The sequence below is a fragment of the Bradyrhizobium sp. CIR48 genome, assembly GCF_014198315.1.
Taxonomy (GTDB): domain Bacteria; phylum Pseudomonadota; class Alphaproteobacteria; order Rhizobiales; family Xanthobacteraceae; genus Bradyrhizobium.
Genome location: NZ_JACIHG010000001.1, coordinates 81,594 through 97,795 on the forward strand (window position 1 = coordinate 81,594; position 16,202 = coordinate 97,795).

Annotated in this window: 13 protein-coding genes; 9 read left to right on the forward strand and 4 right to left on the reverse strand. The window is 65.2% G+C overall.

Going from position 1 to position 16,202, the window contains the following annotated elements; translation table 11 throughout:
• Window positions 1-3 precede the first annotated feature (3 nt).
• Window positions 4-213 (forward strand): hypothetical protein, encoded by a 210-nt coding sequence (locus tag GGD66_RS00405; protein ID WP_183235889.1) that lies wholly within the window; start codon window positions 4-6, stop codon window positions 211-213.
• Window positions 214-216: 3 nt separating this feature from the next.
• Here GGD66_RS00405 and GGD66_RS00410 read toward each other — a convergent pair whose 3' ends face one another.
• Both GGD66_RS00410 and GGD66_RS00415 read right to left on the reverse strand, forming a co-directional pair.
• Window positions 217-732, reverse strand: coding sequence for an MgtC/SapB family protein (locus GGD66_RS00410; RefSeq protein ID WP_183235888.1), 516 nt, complete (start codon window positions 730-732; stop codon window positions 217-219).
• A gap of 291 nt (window positions 733-1,023) precedes the next feature.
• Window positions 1,024-2,763: an ATP-binding protein gene (locus tag GGD66_RS00415; protein WP_026202466.1), complete on the reverse strand. Its 1,740-nt coding sequence runs from the start codon at window positions 2,761-2,763 to the stop codon at window positions 1,024-1,026.
• A gap of 416 nt (window positions 2,764-3,179) precedes the next feature.
• On the opposite strand from GGD66_RS00415, the gene GGD66_RS00420 reads away from it, so the two are divergent.
• Entirely contained in the window at window positions 3,180-4,148 is a 969-nt protein-coding gene (locus GGD66_RS00420) for a catechol 2,3-dioxygenase (RefSeq protein WP_183256587.1), read from the forward strand.
• Here the strand turns inward: GGD66_RS00420 and GGD66_RS00425 are convergent.
• Window positions 4,145-7,666: a molybdopterin cofactor-binding domain-containing protein gene (locus GGD66_RS00425; protein ID WP_183256588.1), complete on the reverse strand. Its 3,522-nt coding sequence runs from the start codon at window positions 7,664-7,666 to the stop codon at window positions 4,145-4,147. The two genes, GGD66_RS00420 and GGD66_RS00425, sit on opposite strands and share 4 nt — an antisense overlap.
• Entirely contained in the window at window positions 7,666-8,148 is a 483-nt protein-coding gene (locus GGD66_RS00430; RefSeq protein ID WP_183256589.1) for a (2Fe-2S)-binding protein, read from the reverse strand. Before GGD66_RS00430 ends, GGD66_RS00425 begins: the two co-directional genes overlap by 1 nt.
• Before the next feature lie 250 nt (window positions 8,149-8,398).
• On the opposite strand from GGD66_RS00430, the gene GGD66_RS00435 reads away from it, so the two are divergent.
• From GGD66_RS00435 to GGD66_RS00465, 7 genes are all read left to right on the forward strand, one after another.
• Window positions 8,399-9,856, forward strand: coding sequence for a 6-hydroxynicotinate reductase (locus GGD66_RS00435; protein WP_183256590.1), 1,458 nt, complete (start codon window positions 8,399-8,401; stop codon window positions 9,854-9,856).
• Window positions 9,853-10,749, forward strand: coding sequence for a UPF0280 family protein (locus GGD66_RS00440; RefSeq protein ID WP_183256591.1), 897 nt, complete (start codon window positions 9,853-9,855; stop codon window positions 10,747-10,749). The genes GGD66_RS00435 and GGD66_RS00440 overlap by 4 nt, the downstream gene beginning before the upstream one ends.
• A gap of 15 nt (window positions 10,750-10,764) precedes the next feature.
• A complete protein-coding gene (locus GGD66_RS00445) occupies window positions 10,765-11,349 on the forward strand; it encodes an amino acid synthesis family protein (RefSeq protein ID WP_018320970.1) in 585 nt (194 codons plus the stop codon).
• 79 nt (window positions 11,350-11,428) lie between these two features.
• A complete protein-coding gene (locus GGD66_RS00450; protein ID WP_183256592.1) occupies window positions 11,429-12,631 on the forward strand; it encodes an ABC transporter substrate-binding protein in 1,203 nt (400 codons plus the stop codon).
• Between the two features lie 189 nt (window positions 12,632-12,820).
• Complete coding sequence (locus GGD66_RS00455) at window positions 12,821-14,710, forward strand: ABC transporter permease (protein ID WP_092252474.1); 1,890 nt, start codon at window positions 12,821-12,823, stop codon at window positions 14,708-14,710.
• The gene (locus GGD66_RS00460) at window positions 14,707-15,498 is read left to right on the forward strand and encodes an ABC transporter ATP-binding protein (RefSeq protein ID WP_018320973.1); all 792 of its coding nucleotides are present in this window, start codon (window positions 14,707-14,709) and stop codon (window positions 15,496-15,498) included. Before GGD66_RS00455 ends, GGD66_RS00460 begins: the two co-directional genes overlap by 4 nt.
• Window positions 15,495-16,199: an ABC transporter ATP-binding protein gene (locus GGD66_RS00465; protein WP_183256593.1), complete on the forward strand. Its 705-nt coding sequence runs from the start codon at window positions 15,495-15,497 to the stop codon at window positions 16,197-16,199. Before GGD66_RS00460 ends, GGD66_RS00465 begins: the two co-directional genes overlap by 4 nt.
• Window positions 16,200-16,202: the final 3 nt, after the last annotated feature.

The window sequence follows — 16,202 nt, forward strand, 5'->3', positions numbered from 1 at the left end:
CCCATGGTCACTCCCGTCTCGAACCAGCCTCGGGTTCACAGAAGCGTGTGGGACGTCTTCCGCTGGCCTCTCCTCGTCGGCATCGTCTGCGGCGCAGGGCTCGGCCTTGCGCTGGTCGGAGACGATGTCTGGGACGCGCTTTCGTGGCTGGCGTTGTCGCTGCCGGTCGTTCTGGCGATTGTCTGCTGGCGCCGCGCAGGTGAGCCGCGCTGAGAATTATGGACGACGATCGGCCTCTGACGGATGGCGCGCTTCGATATCGTGGCCGATGTCATGTCTCTCATCCTTGCCGCCAAGCATCCGATGCAGCCAGCGTTCGACGCGGCGGCCGATCGTGAGCAGAACGAAAGTGAACGCCAGCGCGACCATGACGATCTTCCATTGCCCGGCGCCGCACGCAATGCCGAGACAGGCGGCGAGGAAGGTGCAGGCCGCGCTGGTCAGGCCGCGCACGCGAAAACGGTCGCTCTCGTGGACGATGACGCCGGCTCCGAGGAAGCCGATGCCGGTCAGGATGCCCTGGATCACACGGCTCGTCGCATCGGTGATCTTGCCGGGCTCGGCGAACTGGACCGCGAGCAGCACGACGGCCGCGGTGGAGAGCCCGACGATGCCGAGCGTCTTCAGCCCGATCGGCTTGCCGTGCAGGTCGCGGTTCAAGCCGATCGCGCTACCGGCGAGCGTCGCGGTGCCGAGGCGCAGCAGGATTTCGGGCCAGTCCATTTCGGTCATCTAGTCACTTCTTCGGCACGCGTCCCATGCGTTCGAGCGAGGGTTCGTCATGTGTAGAACGCCGGCTTCGTACCGGCAAAACATAGTCGATGCGGGCGAGAGGCTCCAGAGGAGTCGCTACGTCTCGTGCCCCGGACGCAGCGCGGCGCTCCCGGCGATGCGAAGCATCGTCCGTTGCAGTGCGCTGCTGAGCCGGGGCCCAGAATGTCGGAGAGGAGGGTGTGCGCGGCGTGGGTCCCGGCTGTGCGCAGCAGCGTTTCACGCTGCAGCGCGCCCGGGACAGGAGAGTCCTTACCGCAGCGGCTTCTTCAGCAGCGAGAAGCGGTCCGGATCGAGCCCCATCGAGGGCTGCAGCATCGGGGCCTCGACATTGGAGAGCGTCTTGGCGGGCGGAGCCGAGAACACAGGGTCATTCGGCACGTCGCGCTGCGAGGTGGCGCCGCGCCAGCGTTCGAGTACGGCGCTGACGAAATGCATGTCGTGGCCGGAGGTGACCGAAGGCACGCTGCTGATGGTAGCCTCGCCGCGCGGCAATTGGTGCGGTGGCACCTCCTTGAAGCGCAACCGGGTCGGTAGTGCGACGCCTTCGCCGAAGGCCAGCACTTCACGCGTGCCGAGCGAGGGCACGAAGGAGAGCAGGTTCGCGGCGGCGTCCGACACAGCGGCGCGCAGCAGCGCCTGGTCGCGCTCGTTGGCAAGACGCATCGTGAACAGCGTATTGCACTGGGAGATGATGGTGGCGTCGAGCTCGGCCGGACGCTGGGTGATAAGGCCGAGATAGACGCCGTATTTGCGGCCTTCCTTGGCGATGCGCGACACCGCCTTGCGGGTCGGGCCGAAGCCGATATTGCGGTCGGCGGAGGCGTAGCGATGCGCTTCCTCGCAGACGAACAGCAGTGGCGAGACGCCGTCGCTCCACAGGCCGAAATCGAAGGCCATGCGGCACAGCACCGAGACGACGGAATCGATGACCTCGGCGGGGAAGCCCGCGAGCTGCATCACCGTCATCGGCTTGCCATTCGCCGGCAGGCGGAACAGATGGCTGATGACCTCGGCCATGGTGTCGCCGCCGACATTGGCGTTGTCGAACATGAAGGCGTAGCGGGGGTCGTTGCGCACCGCTTCGATGCGCGAGATCAGCTTGTGATAGATGATGCGCGAGGAGCGGTTCTCGAGCTTGCCCATGCGCTCGTCGATCAGCGACATCAGGTCGACCAGGCGGTACGGCACCGGGGTGTCGACGGTGTAGCCGATCTGCTTGGGATCGATGCGCTTGAGGCCGATGCGGTCGGCGTTCTGATATTGGGTGTAGACGCCCTTGGCGAGCGGGATCACCTCGGCCAGGATGTCGAGCTCCTCGGGCACGCCGGCGCGGCCGCCGAACAGCACGTCGACGATTTCCTCGAAATTGAACAGCCAGAACGGCAGCTTCAGGTTTCGCGGGTTGAGCACCAGCGCCCGGTCGCCGAAGCAGCGACCGTATTCGTTGTGCACGTCCAGCAGGAAGATGCGCAGGTTCGGGCGCGCCTTCAGGATCTCGTTGAGCAGCAGCGACACGCCGGTGGATTTGCCGACGCCGGTCGATCCCAGCACTGCAAAATGCTTGGACAGCATTTCCTCGACATCGACATAGGCGACGACCGAGCGATCCTGCTGGAGGAAGCCGACATTGATCTGGTCCGAGCCGGTCGGCGCGTAGATCGTGCGCAGCTCCTGGCTGGTAATCAGATCGACGGAATCGCCGATGGTCGGATAGTTAGTGACGCCGCGCTGGAATTTCGGCTTGTCGCTGGCGTTGAGGATCTCGCCGAGCAGGTCGACCGAGGCAACCGCGATATAACTGTCGCTGCTCGACAGGTTCTCGCAGGACACCTCGGTGATCATCGCGACGATGACCGAGCTGGCGCTGCGAATACTGACGAAGCGGCCGACGGTCGCCCGAACTTCCGAGATCGGCATCTGGCTTTCTGCCAGCAGCCCGACCCGGGCCAGCGATCCGCGAACCGAAATCACGCGTCCAAAGGATGTCACGATGAATGAACCTGGCGAGAGCGAGGGATTTGCCCGGACTATGCGCGGCCGTGGCTGCACAAACGGTTAAGCGCCAGGCGCGGGCACTTCGTTAAATCCACGACAATTCGGCCGGGAGGTTTGTTCCGATTGCATACTTGCGGGCGGAAACGGCGGGAAATCAGCGCTATTTCAGGCCGTTGGAGCCGAATGGCAATTAAGGAACATTTTACCATCCGGCCAGTCAGTCCACCCTTCGGGGGAACGTTCTCCTTCGATCCAGGGTGTTTGATTTGTTGACGGGACCTAATCATTTGTACATTAGTACAAATAGGCCAGGGGCCTCGTGACCGTCTCCCGGGGGCTGAGCGCGTTGCGCCTTGCTCCCGATGATGCGATCCGGTCGACGGATCGCCAGCTGTGCCCCGGAGGAAAGCATGCAACCCGAACCGATCCTCGATCTCGCTCATCTCGGCCATATGGAGCTGCTGACGCCCAAGCCCGATGAGAGCCTGAAATTCTTCGTCGACGTCATGGGCATGACTGTCAGCGGCCAGAAGGGTGAGTCGGTCTACTTGCGCGGCTGGGACGATTACGAACGCTATTCGCTCAAGCTGACGGCATCGAAGACTTCGGGCATGGAACACATGGCACTGCGCGCGCGCAGCCAGCAGGCGCTGGAGCGCCGCGTCGCCGCGCTCAAGGGTTCCGGTTTCGACATCGGCTGGATCGACGGCGACATGGGGCAGGGGCCGACCTTCCGCTGCCGCGATCCCGACGGTCACATCGTCGAGCTCTATTACGAGACCGAGTGGTATCAGGCGCCGCCCGAGCTGAAGCCGGCGCTGAAGAACCAGGCGCAGCGCTTTCCCGCGCGCGGCGTCAATGTCCGCCGGCTCGATCATCTCAACTGCCTCGCCGTCGACATCAAGGCCAACCGCGAGTTCTTCGAGAATTACCTCGGCTGCCGCCTCACCGAGCAGATCGTGCTCAATGACGGCCGGGAAGCTGCGATGTGGTTGACGATGTCGAACAAGAGCTACGACTTCGCCTATTCGCTCGACCATTCAGGCGTGCCGGGCCGCTTCCACCACGTCACCTACGCGCTCGACAGCCGCGAGGAGATTCTGCGCGCTGCCGACGTCTTCCTGGAGAACGGCATCCACATCGAGACCGGCCCGCACAAGCACGCGATCCAGCAGACCTTCTTCCTCTACGTCTACGAGCCCGGCGGCAACCGCGTCGAAGTCGCCAATGCCGGCGCACGCCTGATCCTCGCGCCGGACTGGAAGCCGATCGTGTGGACCGAGGAGGAGCGCAAGAAGGGCCAGGCGTGGGGGCTGAAGACGATCGAGTCCTTCCACACCCACGGCACGCCGCCGGTGGAGGCGAAGAAGCACGGTTAGTGGATTGAATTGCGCACCCGCGCGATCGTCTCGCGGACGCCTGACCATGCCGGCTTGCCCGGCGCGAATTGCTGGCGCAGGAAGTTGACGAGCTCCTCCACCTGTGCGTCGCTCATGCTGTTCCGGAACGCCGGCATGTAGCCCAGATCGCTCGACACGGGCTCGGCGATGCCGTGGAGGATCACCTGCACGAGATTGTCCGATGTGGCGCTGTGCAGATTGCTGTTGAGCGCGAGCGAGGGCCGGCTGCCGAACAACGGCAGGCCGCCGACCTCGTGGCAGACGGCGCAGGCTCCCTGATAGAGCCGCGCGCCGGTGGACGAGGCGACGGTGACTTGCGTTGCGCCCTCGAGTTTTACCGCGAGCGCAGGCGCATCGACCGCGGCATCGTTGAACGAATTGAGATAGACCGCCATCGCGCGGATGTCCTGGTCGGGCAGGGCCTTGAGATCCCTGACAACGGGTGCCATCGGGCCGGCGGCGACGCCGTGATAGCGTGAATGGCCGGTGCGCAAATAGGCGAACAGCTCATCCTCGCTCCACGCGATCGGGGCGTGAGAGAGCGAGGTCAGCGGCGGCGCCTCCCAGCCTTCGGCGAAGCCACCGGCGAGATAGGCATTGCGCTGCTCGGCGCCGAGCGCATTGCGCGGCGAGTGGCAGCCGCTGCAATGGCCGAGGCCCTCGACGAGATAGGCGCCGCGATTCCAGGCCTCGGACTTGGTGGGGTCGGGCTTGAATTCCTTTGCCTGGTGGAAGAGCGCATTCCAACCCGCGAGCAGCGGGCGCAGGTTGAACGGGAAGGCGAGCGTGTTCGCCGGCGCCGTCGCGCGCACTGCAGGCTGCGCCATCAGATAGGCATAGAGCGCCTGAAGGTCGGCTTCGCTGGTCCTGGTAAAATGCGTGTAGGGGAAGGCGGGATAGAGCTGCCGGCCGTCGCGATGCAAGCCATCGCGCATCGCGCGCTCGAAGGCGGGATAGGACCAGGCGCCGATGCCGGTCTCGACATCGGGCGTGATGTTGGTTGAATAGATCGTGCCGAATGGCGTCTCCAATGCGCGGCCGCCGGCATTGAGTACGCCGCCGATATTGGTGTGGCACTCCGCGCAATTGCCGAGCGCAGCAAGCTGCTCTCCCCGTGCGATCGTCGCGGCGGAATAGACCGATGCGTCGGGCCGGGCGATCGGCGCAATCGCGCGCCCCGGCAGCAGCCCCGCGCCGATGCCGATTGCGGCAGTGCAGACCGCCGCAATCGTCGCGTAGATGCCGGCGCGTTTGGCGAACGGATTCTCCCAGATGCGCGACGGCGGCGGCGCGGCGGGCGCGGGCAAGGCCCGCGGCATGGGCGATGTTTCACCGTGCAATCCCCTCAGGATGCGTTCGGGCGTAAAGGGCGGCTCGCGAAAGCGCACACCGGTGGCATCGAAGATCGCGTTCGCTATCGCCGCCGCGCTCGGGACCGAGGCGGATTCGCCGACGCCGAGCGGCGGGTGATCCTGTCGCGGCAGCATCAGCACGTCGATCTTGGGCACGTCGGGGAACGGGATGATGGGATAGGCGCCCCATTCCCGTGCCGCGACCGCGCCGCGCTCGAACGAGACTTCCTCCATCAGCGCGCGGCTGGTGGACTGGATGACGTTGCCGTGGATCTGGTGGCGGACGCCGTCCGGATTGATCATCAATCCGGAATCCTGTCCCGCAACCACGCGCGTCACGCTGACATCGCCGGTCGATTTGTTCACCGCGACGTCGGCGATCCACGCCGACCACGCCGCGCCGTAGCCGGGAAACTTGCTGTGGACGTAGAGCGCATAGGCAAAGCCGCGGCCGTGCACGATCTCGCCGTCCTTCTCTTCGCGCACCGGTCGCGGCGCCCAGCCCGCGCGTTCGGCCACGGCATTGACGAGATCGACGGCGCGCTGGTCCTTGAGGTAGCGCAGGCGGTATTCGATCGGATCGACGCCGGCCTCGGTCGCGGCTTCGTCGATGTAGGATTCGTGCGCAAACGTGTTCGGCAGCGCGGAGACGCCGCGGAACCAGGAGGCGCGCACGATCGGCGGCATGTCATGGGCGACGACGCGCATGTGGTCGTAATCGTAGGGCGGGATCGCCGTGCGGTCGCCCATCTGCAGCACGGCGGGCTCGGATGGAATGCGACCGGTGAGCAGCAGCGCCAGCGTCGGCGCAGCGTTCGAGGGATAACGCGTGGCGAGATCATACGCCGCGATACCGCCGTCCGCATCCAGACCGCCATTGACGTCGATGAGCTGCGCGGTGCCCTTGGGCTCCCAGGCGTGCTCCTGCTCGCGTGTCAGCTGCACGCGGACGGGCCGGCCGACGGCGCGCGACAGCAGTAGTGCATCCGCGGTGACATCGTCAGCGCAATTGCGTCCGTAGCAGCCGGCGGCCTCCAGCCGGATCACCTCGACCTCGCTCTCGGGGCGCTCGACCAACAATGCGAGGTCGCTGCGCAGCACGTGCGGATTTTGCGTGCCCGACCAGACCCGGATGTTGCCGTCCTGAAAATCCGCGACGGCGCAGGATGGGCCGATCGAGGCGTGCATCTGATACGGCCACACGTAAGTGCGCTGCATCGGCTTGGCCGCGCCTGATATCGCCGCATCGACGTCGCCCTTGTCGATCAGCGTGCGCGGCGTCGATGGATTGGCGCGCAGCGCGGTCTCGACGTCGGCGAGATCGGTGAGGGTAGGCGTCGGCTTCCAGCTCACCTTGAGCTGCTCCGCCGCGCGGATCGCATTTTCCTCACGTTCGGCGACGATTCCGACGAAGTCGCCGATGCGCACCACAGCCACGAGGCCAGGAATGTCGCGTACTGACGCTTCATCGACCGCGATCAGGCTGGTGCCGACGAACGGCCCGGCATCGACACCGGCATAGGGCGGTCGCACCACGCGGCCGTGCAGCATGCCGGGGACGCGGATATCGTGCACGAAGGTCAATTCGCCCGTGGCCTTGGCGGGTAGGTCGACGCGCGGCGTCGACCGACCGACGATGGCATAATCGCCGACCGCTTTGACGGTGACGTCGTCGGCCAACTCCAGGCGGATCGTCTCGTCGCCGATCAATTCGCCGTAGCTGACGCTGCGGTTGTCGTGCCCGCGCACCAGGCCGTCTTCGATTCTGAGGCCTGCCGCCGGCAGCTCCAGCCGCTCGGCCGCGCGCGCGATCAGGAAGTGACGTGCTTGCGCCGCGGCCTTGCGCAGGGGCACGGCGGTGATCTGGATGGTCTCGCTCGCGATCGTCGCGCCCTGGTTCGGCACCACCGCAGTGTCGCCGAGCACCACGACGACGCGCGCAAAGGACACATCCAGCTCTTCGGCGACGATCTGGCCGAGCGCGGTGCGGATGCCGGTGCCGAGATCGACATGGCCGTTATACGCGCTGACCGATCCATCCGCGGTGATGCGGATGAAAGTCTCGGACGTGAGTTCATCCACGGTGCGGACGACGACGAGCGAACCGGATTGGCGCTCAGCTCCATCAGGGGCAGGGGAGGCCATCAATCAACGGCCTCGGTGAGCTGGCCTGAAGCGCGCATCACGGCGCGCAGGATTTCGACATGCGTGCCGCAGCGGCAGAGATTGTAGCGCAGCGCCGCCAGCGCTTCCTGCTCGGTCGGCCGCGGGTTGATCGCGAGCAGCGCCTTGGTGGTCATGATCATGCCGTTGAGGCAATAGCCGCATTGCGCGGCCTGCTCGTCGATGAAGGCCTGCTGCACGAGGTCAGACTTGTCGCGCGTGCCGAGCCCTTCGAGCGTCACGATGTCGCGGCCGGCGCAGCCACCGACGGGAATCACGCAGGAGCGGGCCGCCGTCCCGTCGATCAGGACAGTGCAGGTGCCGCATTCGCCGAGGCCGCATCCATATTTCGGGCCGTTGAGCGCGAGATCGTTGCGCAGCACGTAGAGCAGCGGCGTCTCCGGCGCTGCAGCGACCTCGTGGATCCCCCCGTTCACGGTGAGGCGGATCGGTGTCTGCGTCATCCTCGTTTCCAAGCGCTCGGCCAAGTCATGGCGAAAATCTACGTCGCGACGATACCGTTTGTACACAAACGTGCAAGCCATGCATGCCGCACTGCAGCGCGACTGCCTTCTTTGTGGACAGAGCGGATAGGCAAATGAGGTTTTATGCAGCAGCCGCATCTTTTGCGCTGCACCGCCGCTTGACAGCCATCCGGGGCGCGCGCACCATCGTTCGTATACGAATGATAACCGCGGTCTCGCTGGCTCTGACATGGTGATGGAAACGACGAGCGCTGCTATCGACAAGATCCGCTGCGATGCTTGTCCGGTGATGTGCTACATCAAGCCGGGCGCGGCGGGCGCCTGCGATCGCTACGCCAACCACGACGGCAAGCTCGTCCGCGTCGATCCGCATGTGATCCTGGAGCGCACGGTCTCGCATGGCGGCAAGCTGGTCCCGTTCAGCCGCACCGAAGACTGGGACGGCAAGATCGTCCACGAACCTTCGACCTTTGTGACTGCGATCGGTGCGGGCACGACCTATCCCGATTACAAGCCGGCGCCGTTCATCGTCTCCGCGGAGGTCGACGGCGTCGACATGGTGACTGTCGTCACCGAAGGCATCTTCTCCTATTGCGGCATCAAGGTGAAGATCGACACCGACCGCTATCTGGGGCCGGAGACCGCGACCGTGCGCGCGCAGGGCGAGGCGGTCGGCCATGTCACCACGAGCGAATACGGCTCGCAGATGCTGTCGCTGGGCGGCGTGCATCATCTCACCGGCGGCTCCAAGAAGGAGGGCCGCATCACCTGTGACACGCTGATGGATCTGGCCAATTGTAAGGCGGTCGAGCTGACCATCGACGGCGGCGCGAGCGTCGTCGTCCAGGCCGGCCAACCGCCGATCGTCAACGGCATGAAAGAAGAGCGCATGCGCGTCGGCTGCGGCTCGGCGACGATCGGCATGTTCGCCAAGCAATGGCACGGCAAGGTCGACGAAGTCGTCGTGGTCGACGACCACATCACCGGCGTGCTCTCGGAGCATCAGGCTGGCAAGCTGCTCGACATCGCCGACACCGGCATCAAGATGAAGGGCCGCCGCTCGACGCCCGGCCGCTATTTCCAGGTCGCAGATCCCGGCACGGGGTGGGGTGGCACCAACATCTCCGATCCGCTGGCCATCCTTGGGCCGTTCGATGCCAAGGAGGCAAAACCGGGTCTCTCGATGCTGATGGTCTCCACGACCGGCGAGCATTCGTCTTACTACGTGCTCGACGAGTCCCTGAAGCCGGTCGAGACCGAGATGCCGGATGATCTGAAATTCTCGGTCGAGCGCATCCAGGAGAATTGCGAGCCGGCGCTGTGCACGGTGCTGTTCATGGCCGGTGCCGGCGGCTCGCTGCGCGCCGGTGTCACCGACAATCCGGTGCGGCTGACGCGCTCGGTGAAGGACGCGCTGACGCGCGTCACCAGCGGCGGCGCACCGGTCTATGTCTGGCCGGGGGGCGGCATCACCTACATGGTCGATGTGACGCAGATGCCGGCGGGTGCGTTCGGCTACGTGCCGACGCCGGCGCTGGTCGCGCCGATCGAGTTCACGATGAAGCTGTCCGACTACGCCGCGCTCGGCGGGCACATGGATTATGTGAAGCCGCTCTCCGAGGTCCAGAACGGCGACGACGTCCGCCAGCTGCCCTGGCAGAACCCGATCCCGGGGCCTCGGGCATGACAAGGCTCCCGCAAATCGCATGGCTGTCTGATGGCCGGCGGCTGCATTTGCAGGATGGACCGATTGATCTGGTCGTTGAGGCGAGGGGGCGCACGGACGATGTGCGTGCAGCCTATGAGGCGGCTGTGCGCCGCTTCACCGGACTGCTCGACGAGCTCTGCGCCGAATTGCCGGAGCTGCGCACGGCCGCCGGGAATCGGACTTCGCTGACGGGCGTGGTCGCGCGCCGTATGCACACTGCGGTCGCGCCTTACGCCGCTGATTGCTTCATCACGCCGATGGCGGCCGTTGCCGGCAGCGTAGCCGAGGAGATCCTGGGCGCCATGCTGGGCGCTGCGACGCTGGATCAGGCCTATGTCAACAATGGCGGCGATATCGCGCTTCATCTCGGCAAGGGCGAGCATTTTTCGGTCGGCCTGATGGACCGGCCCGATCGCGCCGGCGTGATGCGGACGATGAGGGTTGACGCGGATGACCCCGTGCGGGGCATCGCGACAAGCGGCCGGCACGGCCGCAGCTTTTCGCTCGGCATTGCCGATGCCGTGACGGTGCTGGCGGCAACGGCGTCGCAGGCCGATGCGGCTGCCACGATCATCGGCAACGCTGTCGATCTGCCCGGGCATCCCGCCATTATCCGGACGCCTGCAAACGAGCTGCAGCCCGACAGCGATCTCGGCGAACGTCTTGTGACGCGCGACGTCGGCGAGTTGTCGCAGGACGAGATCGCCGTCGCGCTCGAATCTGGCGCGGAATGTGCACGCCAATTGTTCGATCGCGGATTGATCGAGGGTGCCGTGGTGCGGCTTTGTGGTGATATGCTTGTCATCGGACCTAAGGATATAGAAGAGCAACGAACGCGCCCGCTTGTGCTGGAGAACGCGGTCTGTGCCTGAACGGGGAAGCGAAACATGAGCGCGATCATCCGCAAGATCGTCACCGTCGTCGAAGAGACGCAGATGGAGATGGGCCGCCAGGTCTCGCCGCCGACCCGGCGTGCCGCGGCGATCGCAGTCATCGAAAATCCTTTTGCCGGACAGTATGTCGAGGATCTCTCGCCGCTGATCGCGATCGGCGAGGAGCTGGGCGAGCTGCTGTCGAAGCGCGCCGTGGCGGCGCTCGGCATCGATGGCGCGAAGGCGCAGAGCTATGGCAAGGCCGCCGCCGTCGGCGAGAATGGTGAGCTGGAACATGCCGCCGCGATCCTTCACCCCAAGATGGGCGCGCCGGTTCGCAAGGTGCTGAGCAAGGGCGCAGCATTGATCCCGTCGTCGAAAAAGCGCAGCGGGCCGGGCACGACGCTCGACATCCCGCTGGGGCACAAGGACGCCGCGTTCGTGCGCAGCCATTTCGACGGCATGGAAGTGCAGATCAACGACGCGCCGCGTGCCAACGAGATCATGGTCGCGGTCGCCGTTACCGACAGCGGCCGTCCGCTGCCGCGCGTCGGCGGGCTCACGGTTGCGGAAGTGAAGGGCGAGGACGGTCTGAGATAGGGCTCGAAGCGGGAGGCGGGCACAGCCTCTCGGATGAGATCACGCAGAAGACGTAAAGAGTTCAAAACTGGAGGTTGGGATGCGAGCAAGAAATTACTTCGTCGGCGCGGCCTTCGCGCTTCTGGCGGGCGGCATGGCTCATTCGGCCCTGGCGCAGGACATCAAGATAGGCGAGATCAACAGCTATTCGCTGCTGCCGGCGTTCACCGAACCCTATCGCAAGGGCTGGCAGCTTGCGGTCGAAGAGATCAACGCGGCCGGCGGCATCAACGGCAAGAAGCTGGTTGTGGTCTCGAAGGACGACGGCGGCAAGCCGGCGGACGCGCAGACTGCGGCGAATGAGCTGGTGTCGAGCGAGGGCGTCGCGATGCTGACGGGTACGTTCCTGTCGAACATCGGCCTCGCCGTCAGCGATTTCGCCAACCAGAAGAAGGTGTTTTTCCTCGCGGCCGAGCCGCTGACGGATGCCGTGACCTGGTCCAAGGGCAACAAATACACCTTCCGCCTGCGTCCCTCCAACTACATGCAGGCGGCGATGCTGGTGGAAGCAGCCGCAAAGCTGCCGGCCAAGCGCTGGGCGACGATCGCGCCAAACTATGAGTATGGCCAGTCCGCCGTTGCCGTGTTCAAGAAGCTGATGTCGGAGAAGCGCCCTGACATCCAGTGGGTCGACGAGCAGTGGCCGCCGCAGGGCAAGATCGACGCGGGCCCCGTGGTGCAGGCGGTTGCCGCCGCCAATCCCGAAGCGATCCTCAACGTCACCTTCGGTGCCGACCTCGTCAAGCTCGTGCGCGAAGGCAACACCCGCGGCCTGTTCAAGGGGCGCGAGGTCGTCTCCTTCCTGACCGGCGAGCCGGAGTATCTTGATCCGCTCAAGGATGAGACGCCCGAGGGCTGGATCGTCACCGGGTATCCCTGGTACTCGATCAAGACGCCCGAGCATGACGCGTTCCTGAAGGCGTACCAGGCCAAGTACAACGACTATCCGCGCCTCGGCTCCATCGTCGGTTACCAAACCATCAAGGCGGCCGCCGCGATCCTGGCGAAGGCGGGCTCGACCGATCCGGAGAAGCTGATCGCTGCCGCGGAGGGCTTGTCGATGCCTTCGCCATTCGGCGAGATCACCTTCCGCAAGATCGACCATCAGTCGACGCTCGGTGCCTTCGTCGGCAAGACCGCACTGAAGGACGGCAAGGGCGTGATGGTGGATTCGGCTTACAAGAAGGGCGCGGACTATCTGCCCAGCGATGCCGAAGTCGAGAAGCTGCGTCCGAAGGATTGATGTCTTCCTTCTCCCTCGCCCCGCTTGCGGGGAGAGGGGGAGCCTCCGCGAGGGAGGTGACAGCGAGCCTTGCGGAGACTCCCCCTCACCCGAACTTGCGCATCGCGCAAATTCGACCTCTCCCCGCAAGCGGGGAGAGGTGAACCAAGACCCGCGTGCCGCGGCATGCAACCCCAACCCGGACCGCCGATGGCCTTTTACGTCGTACAGTTTCTGACCGGTCTCGCCAGCGCGGCGTCGCTGTTCCTGGTGGCCTCGGGCCTGTCGATCATCTTCGGCGTGACGCGGATCGTGAATTTCGCGCATGGCGCCTTCTACATGATCGGCGCCTACATCGCCTTCACGCTGACGGAGCGCCTGTCGGGTGCCTTCGGCTTCTGGGGCGGCATCGTGCTCGCGGCGATTGCCGTGGCGCTGATCGGTGTGCTGGTCGAGATGGTGCTGCTCCGGCGCATCTATCACGCGCCGGAGCTGTTCCAGCTGCTCGCAACCTTCGGCCTGACCTTGATGGTCGAGGATCTCGTGGTGCTGATCTGGGGGCCTGACGATCTCGTCGGCCGTCGTGCGCCCGGATTCAAGGGGGCGATCGATTTCTTCGGCCAGAACATCCCGAGCTACGACCTGTTCCTGATCGTGCTGGGCCCCGTCGTGCTCGGCATTCTCTGGCTGCTGTTCCAGCGCACGCGCTGGGGCGTTTTGGTGCGCGCGGCGACGCAGGACCGCGACATGGTCGCAGCCCTCGGCGTCAATCAGAAATGGCTGTTCACGTCCGTGTTCGCGGTCGGTGTCTTCCTCGCCGCGCTGGGCGGCGCGCTTCAGATCCCGCGCGATGCCGTGCATCACGCGATGGATCTGCGCATCATCGTCGAAGTCTTCGTCGTGGTCGTGATCGGCGGCCTCGGCAGCATCGTCGGCGCGTTCGTCGCGGCGGTGCTGGTCTCCGAGCTCAATGCCTTCGGCATCCTGATCTTCCCGAAGATCTCCATCATCCTGGTCTTCCTGGTGATGGCGGTGGTGCTGATCGTGCGCCCCTGGGGCCTATTCGGCAAGCCGGAGGCGCCCGCGCGCAAGACGCCCGGTCTCACCGTCAATCCGTGGCGGCCGCTGACGCAGAACGAGCGGCTGATGGCGCTTGCCGCGCTCGTGATTGCAGCGACGCTGCCGCTGTTCGCCGGTAACTACGCGCTGACCGTCGGCTCGGAGATCGCGATCTTCGTCATCTTCGCCGTCAGCCTGCACTTCCTGATGTCGGTCGGCGGGCTCGCGTCCTTCGGCCATGCTGCTTATTTCGGGCTCGGTGCCTATGGCGTCGCTTTCCTCGCCAAGATGGCGGGGTTGCCGATGATCGTGTGCCTGTTGCTCGGGCCGCTGCTCGGCTGCATGGGCGCCGCCGTGTTCGGCTTCTTCGCCGTGCAGCTCTCCGGCGTCTACTTCGCCATGCTGACGCTCGCCTTCGCGCAGATCGTCTGGTCGATCGCGTTCCAATGGGTGAGCGTCACCGGCGGCGACAACGGCATATTGGGCGTCTGGCCGGAAAAATGGGCGGCGAGCCCGTCGCACTTCTACTGGTTGGCGCTCGGCGTTGCTACGCTGGTGACCATCGCGCTGCGGGCGATGGTGTTCTCGCCATTCGGCTACGCGCTAAGGGCGACGCGCGACTCTTTACTGCGTACCGAGGCGATCGGCATCAATGCCAAGCGCATCCAGTGGACGGCCTTCGTGATCGCAGGGACGACCGCCGGCATCGGCGGCGCGCTGTTTGCCTACCTCAAGGGCAGTGTCTTCCCAGACAATCTCGGCATTTCGCTCTCGGTCGATGCGCTGGTGATGGTGTTGCTCGGCGGTGTCGAGACGGTGTCCGGCGCGGTGATCGGCGCCATCGTCTACAAGGCCTTGAACATCTGGCTGGTCAGCCAGACCGATTTGTCGAAGCTCGTGCTCGGCGGCTTCATCATGTTGATCGTCGTCGTCTTCCCCAAGGGCATTGTCGGCATGCTGGAGATGCTGGCGCAGCGCCGCAGGAAGGCATCGCCGCCGGGGTCTCCCTTGCTTGCCAAGCCGATCGAGTCTGCCGAATGAGTGTTGCACCTCCACTTCTCGCCGTTGAAGGCTTGACCAAATCGTATGGCGGCATCCACGCCGTGCGCGGCGTGTCGTTCTCGCTGCGCGCCGGCGAGATTCTGGCGCTGATCGGGCCGAACGGCGCGGGAAAAAGCACCTGCTTCGACATGCTCAACGGCCAGAACAAGCCCGATACCGGCCATGTTCGCCTGCTCGGTGAAGAGATCACGGGCAGGAAGCCGCGGGAGGTCTGGCGGCTCGGCGTCGGGCGCACCTTCCAGATCACCGCGACCTTCGCCACCATGACCGTGCGCGAGAACGTGCAGGTCGCACTAATTTCGCACGGGAAGCAGCTGTTCAATCTGTTCGGTTCGGCACCGAAGTTCGACCGCGGCGAGGCCGGCCGCCTGCTCGAATTGGTCGGCATGGGCGGCTATGCCGATCGGCCCTGCGGTGAGCTTGCCTATGGCGACCTCAAGCGGCTCGAGCTTGCGGTGGCGCTCGCCAACCAGCCCAAGCTGCTGTTGATGGACGAGCCGACCGCCGGCATGGCGCCGCGCGAACGGGTCGACCTGATGCGGCTGACCGCGAGCATTGCGCGGGAGAAATCGATCGGCGTGCTCTTCACCGAGCACGACATGGACGTGGTGTTCGAGCACGCCGACCGCATCATCGTGTTGAATCGAGGGACGTTGATCGCCGAGGGCACGCCAGCCGAGGTGCGCGGCAATCCGCAGGTGCAGGCGGTCTATCTCGGCGAGGGCCTGGTCTACGATGCCCGCCATCGCGAGGGAGCATCAACATGAAGCTCACCGTCGAGGGCCTCAACAGCCATTATGGCCCGGCGCATATCCTGTTCGACATCGGCTTCGAGGTCGGCGAGGGCGAGGTGGTGGCGCTGCTCGGGCGCAACGGTGCCGGCAAGTCGACGACGTTCCGCTCGATCGTCGGCCTGGTCGCGCAACGAACCGGCCGCATCATGTTCGAGGGCAAGGACGTCTCGGCCAAGCCGACCCACGAGATCGTGCGCGAGGGGCTCGGCTATGTGCCGGAGGAGCGCCGGATATTCACTGACCTGACCGTCGAGGAAAATCTCGAAGTGGGCAAGCAGCCCAAGCGTCCGAACGCGCCGCATTGGACGCGCGAAAAGCTAATCGCGCTGTTTCCAAATCTCGGCGAGATGAAGAACCGTCCCGGCGGCCGCATGAGCGGCGGCGAGCAGCAGATGCTGACGATTGCGCGCACGCTGATGGGCAATCCGTCGCTGGTGCTGCTGGACGAGCCCTCGGAGGGCCTGTCGCCGAAGATCGTGGAGCAGATGGTCGACGCCATCCTGACCATGAAGAAGGAGGGCGTCAGCATCGTCGTCTCCGAGCAAAATCTGCATTTCGCGCGGTTGATTTCCGATCGCGCCTACATCATCGAGCGCGGCCGCATCTGCTTCGGCGGCACCATGGCCGAGCTCGATGCGCGTCCGGATATCCGCGACGCGCATCTGTCGTTGTGAGAG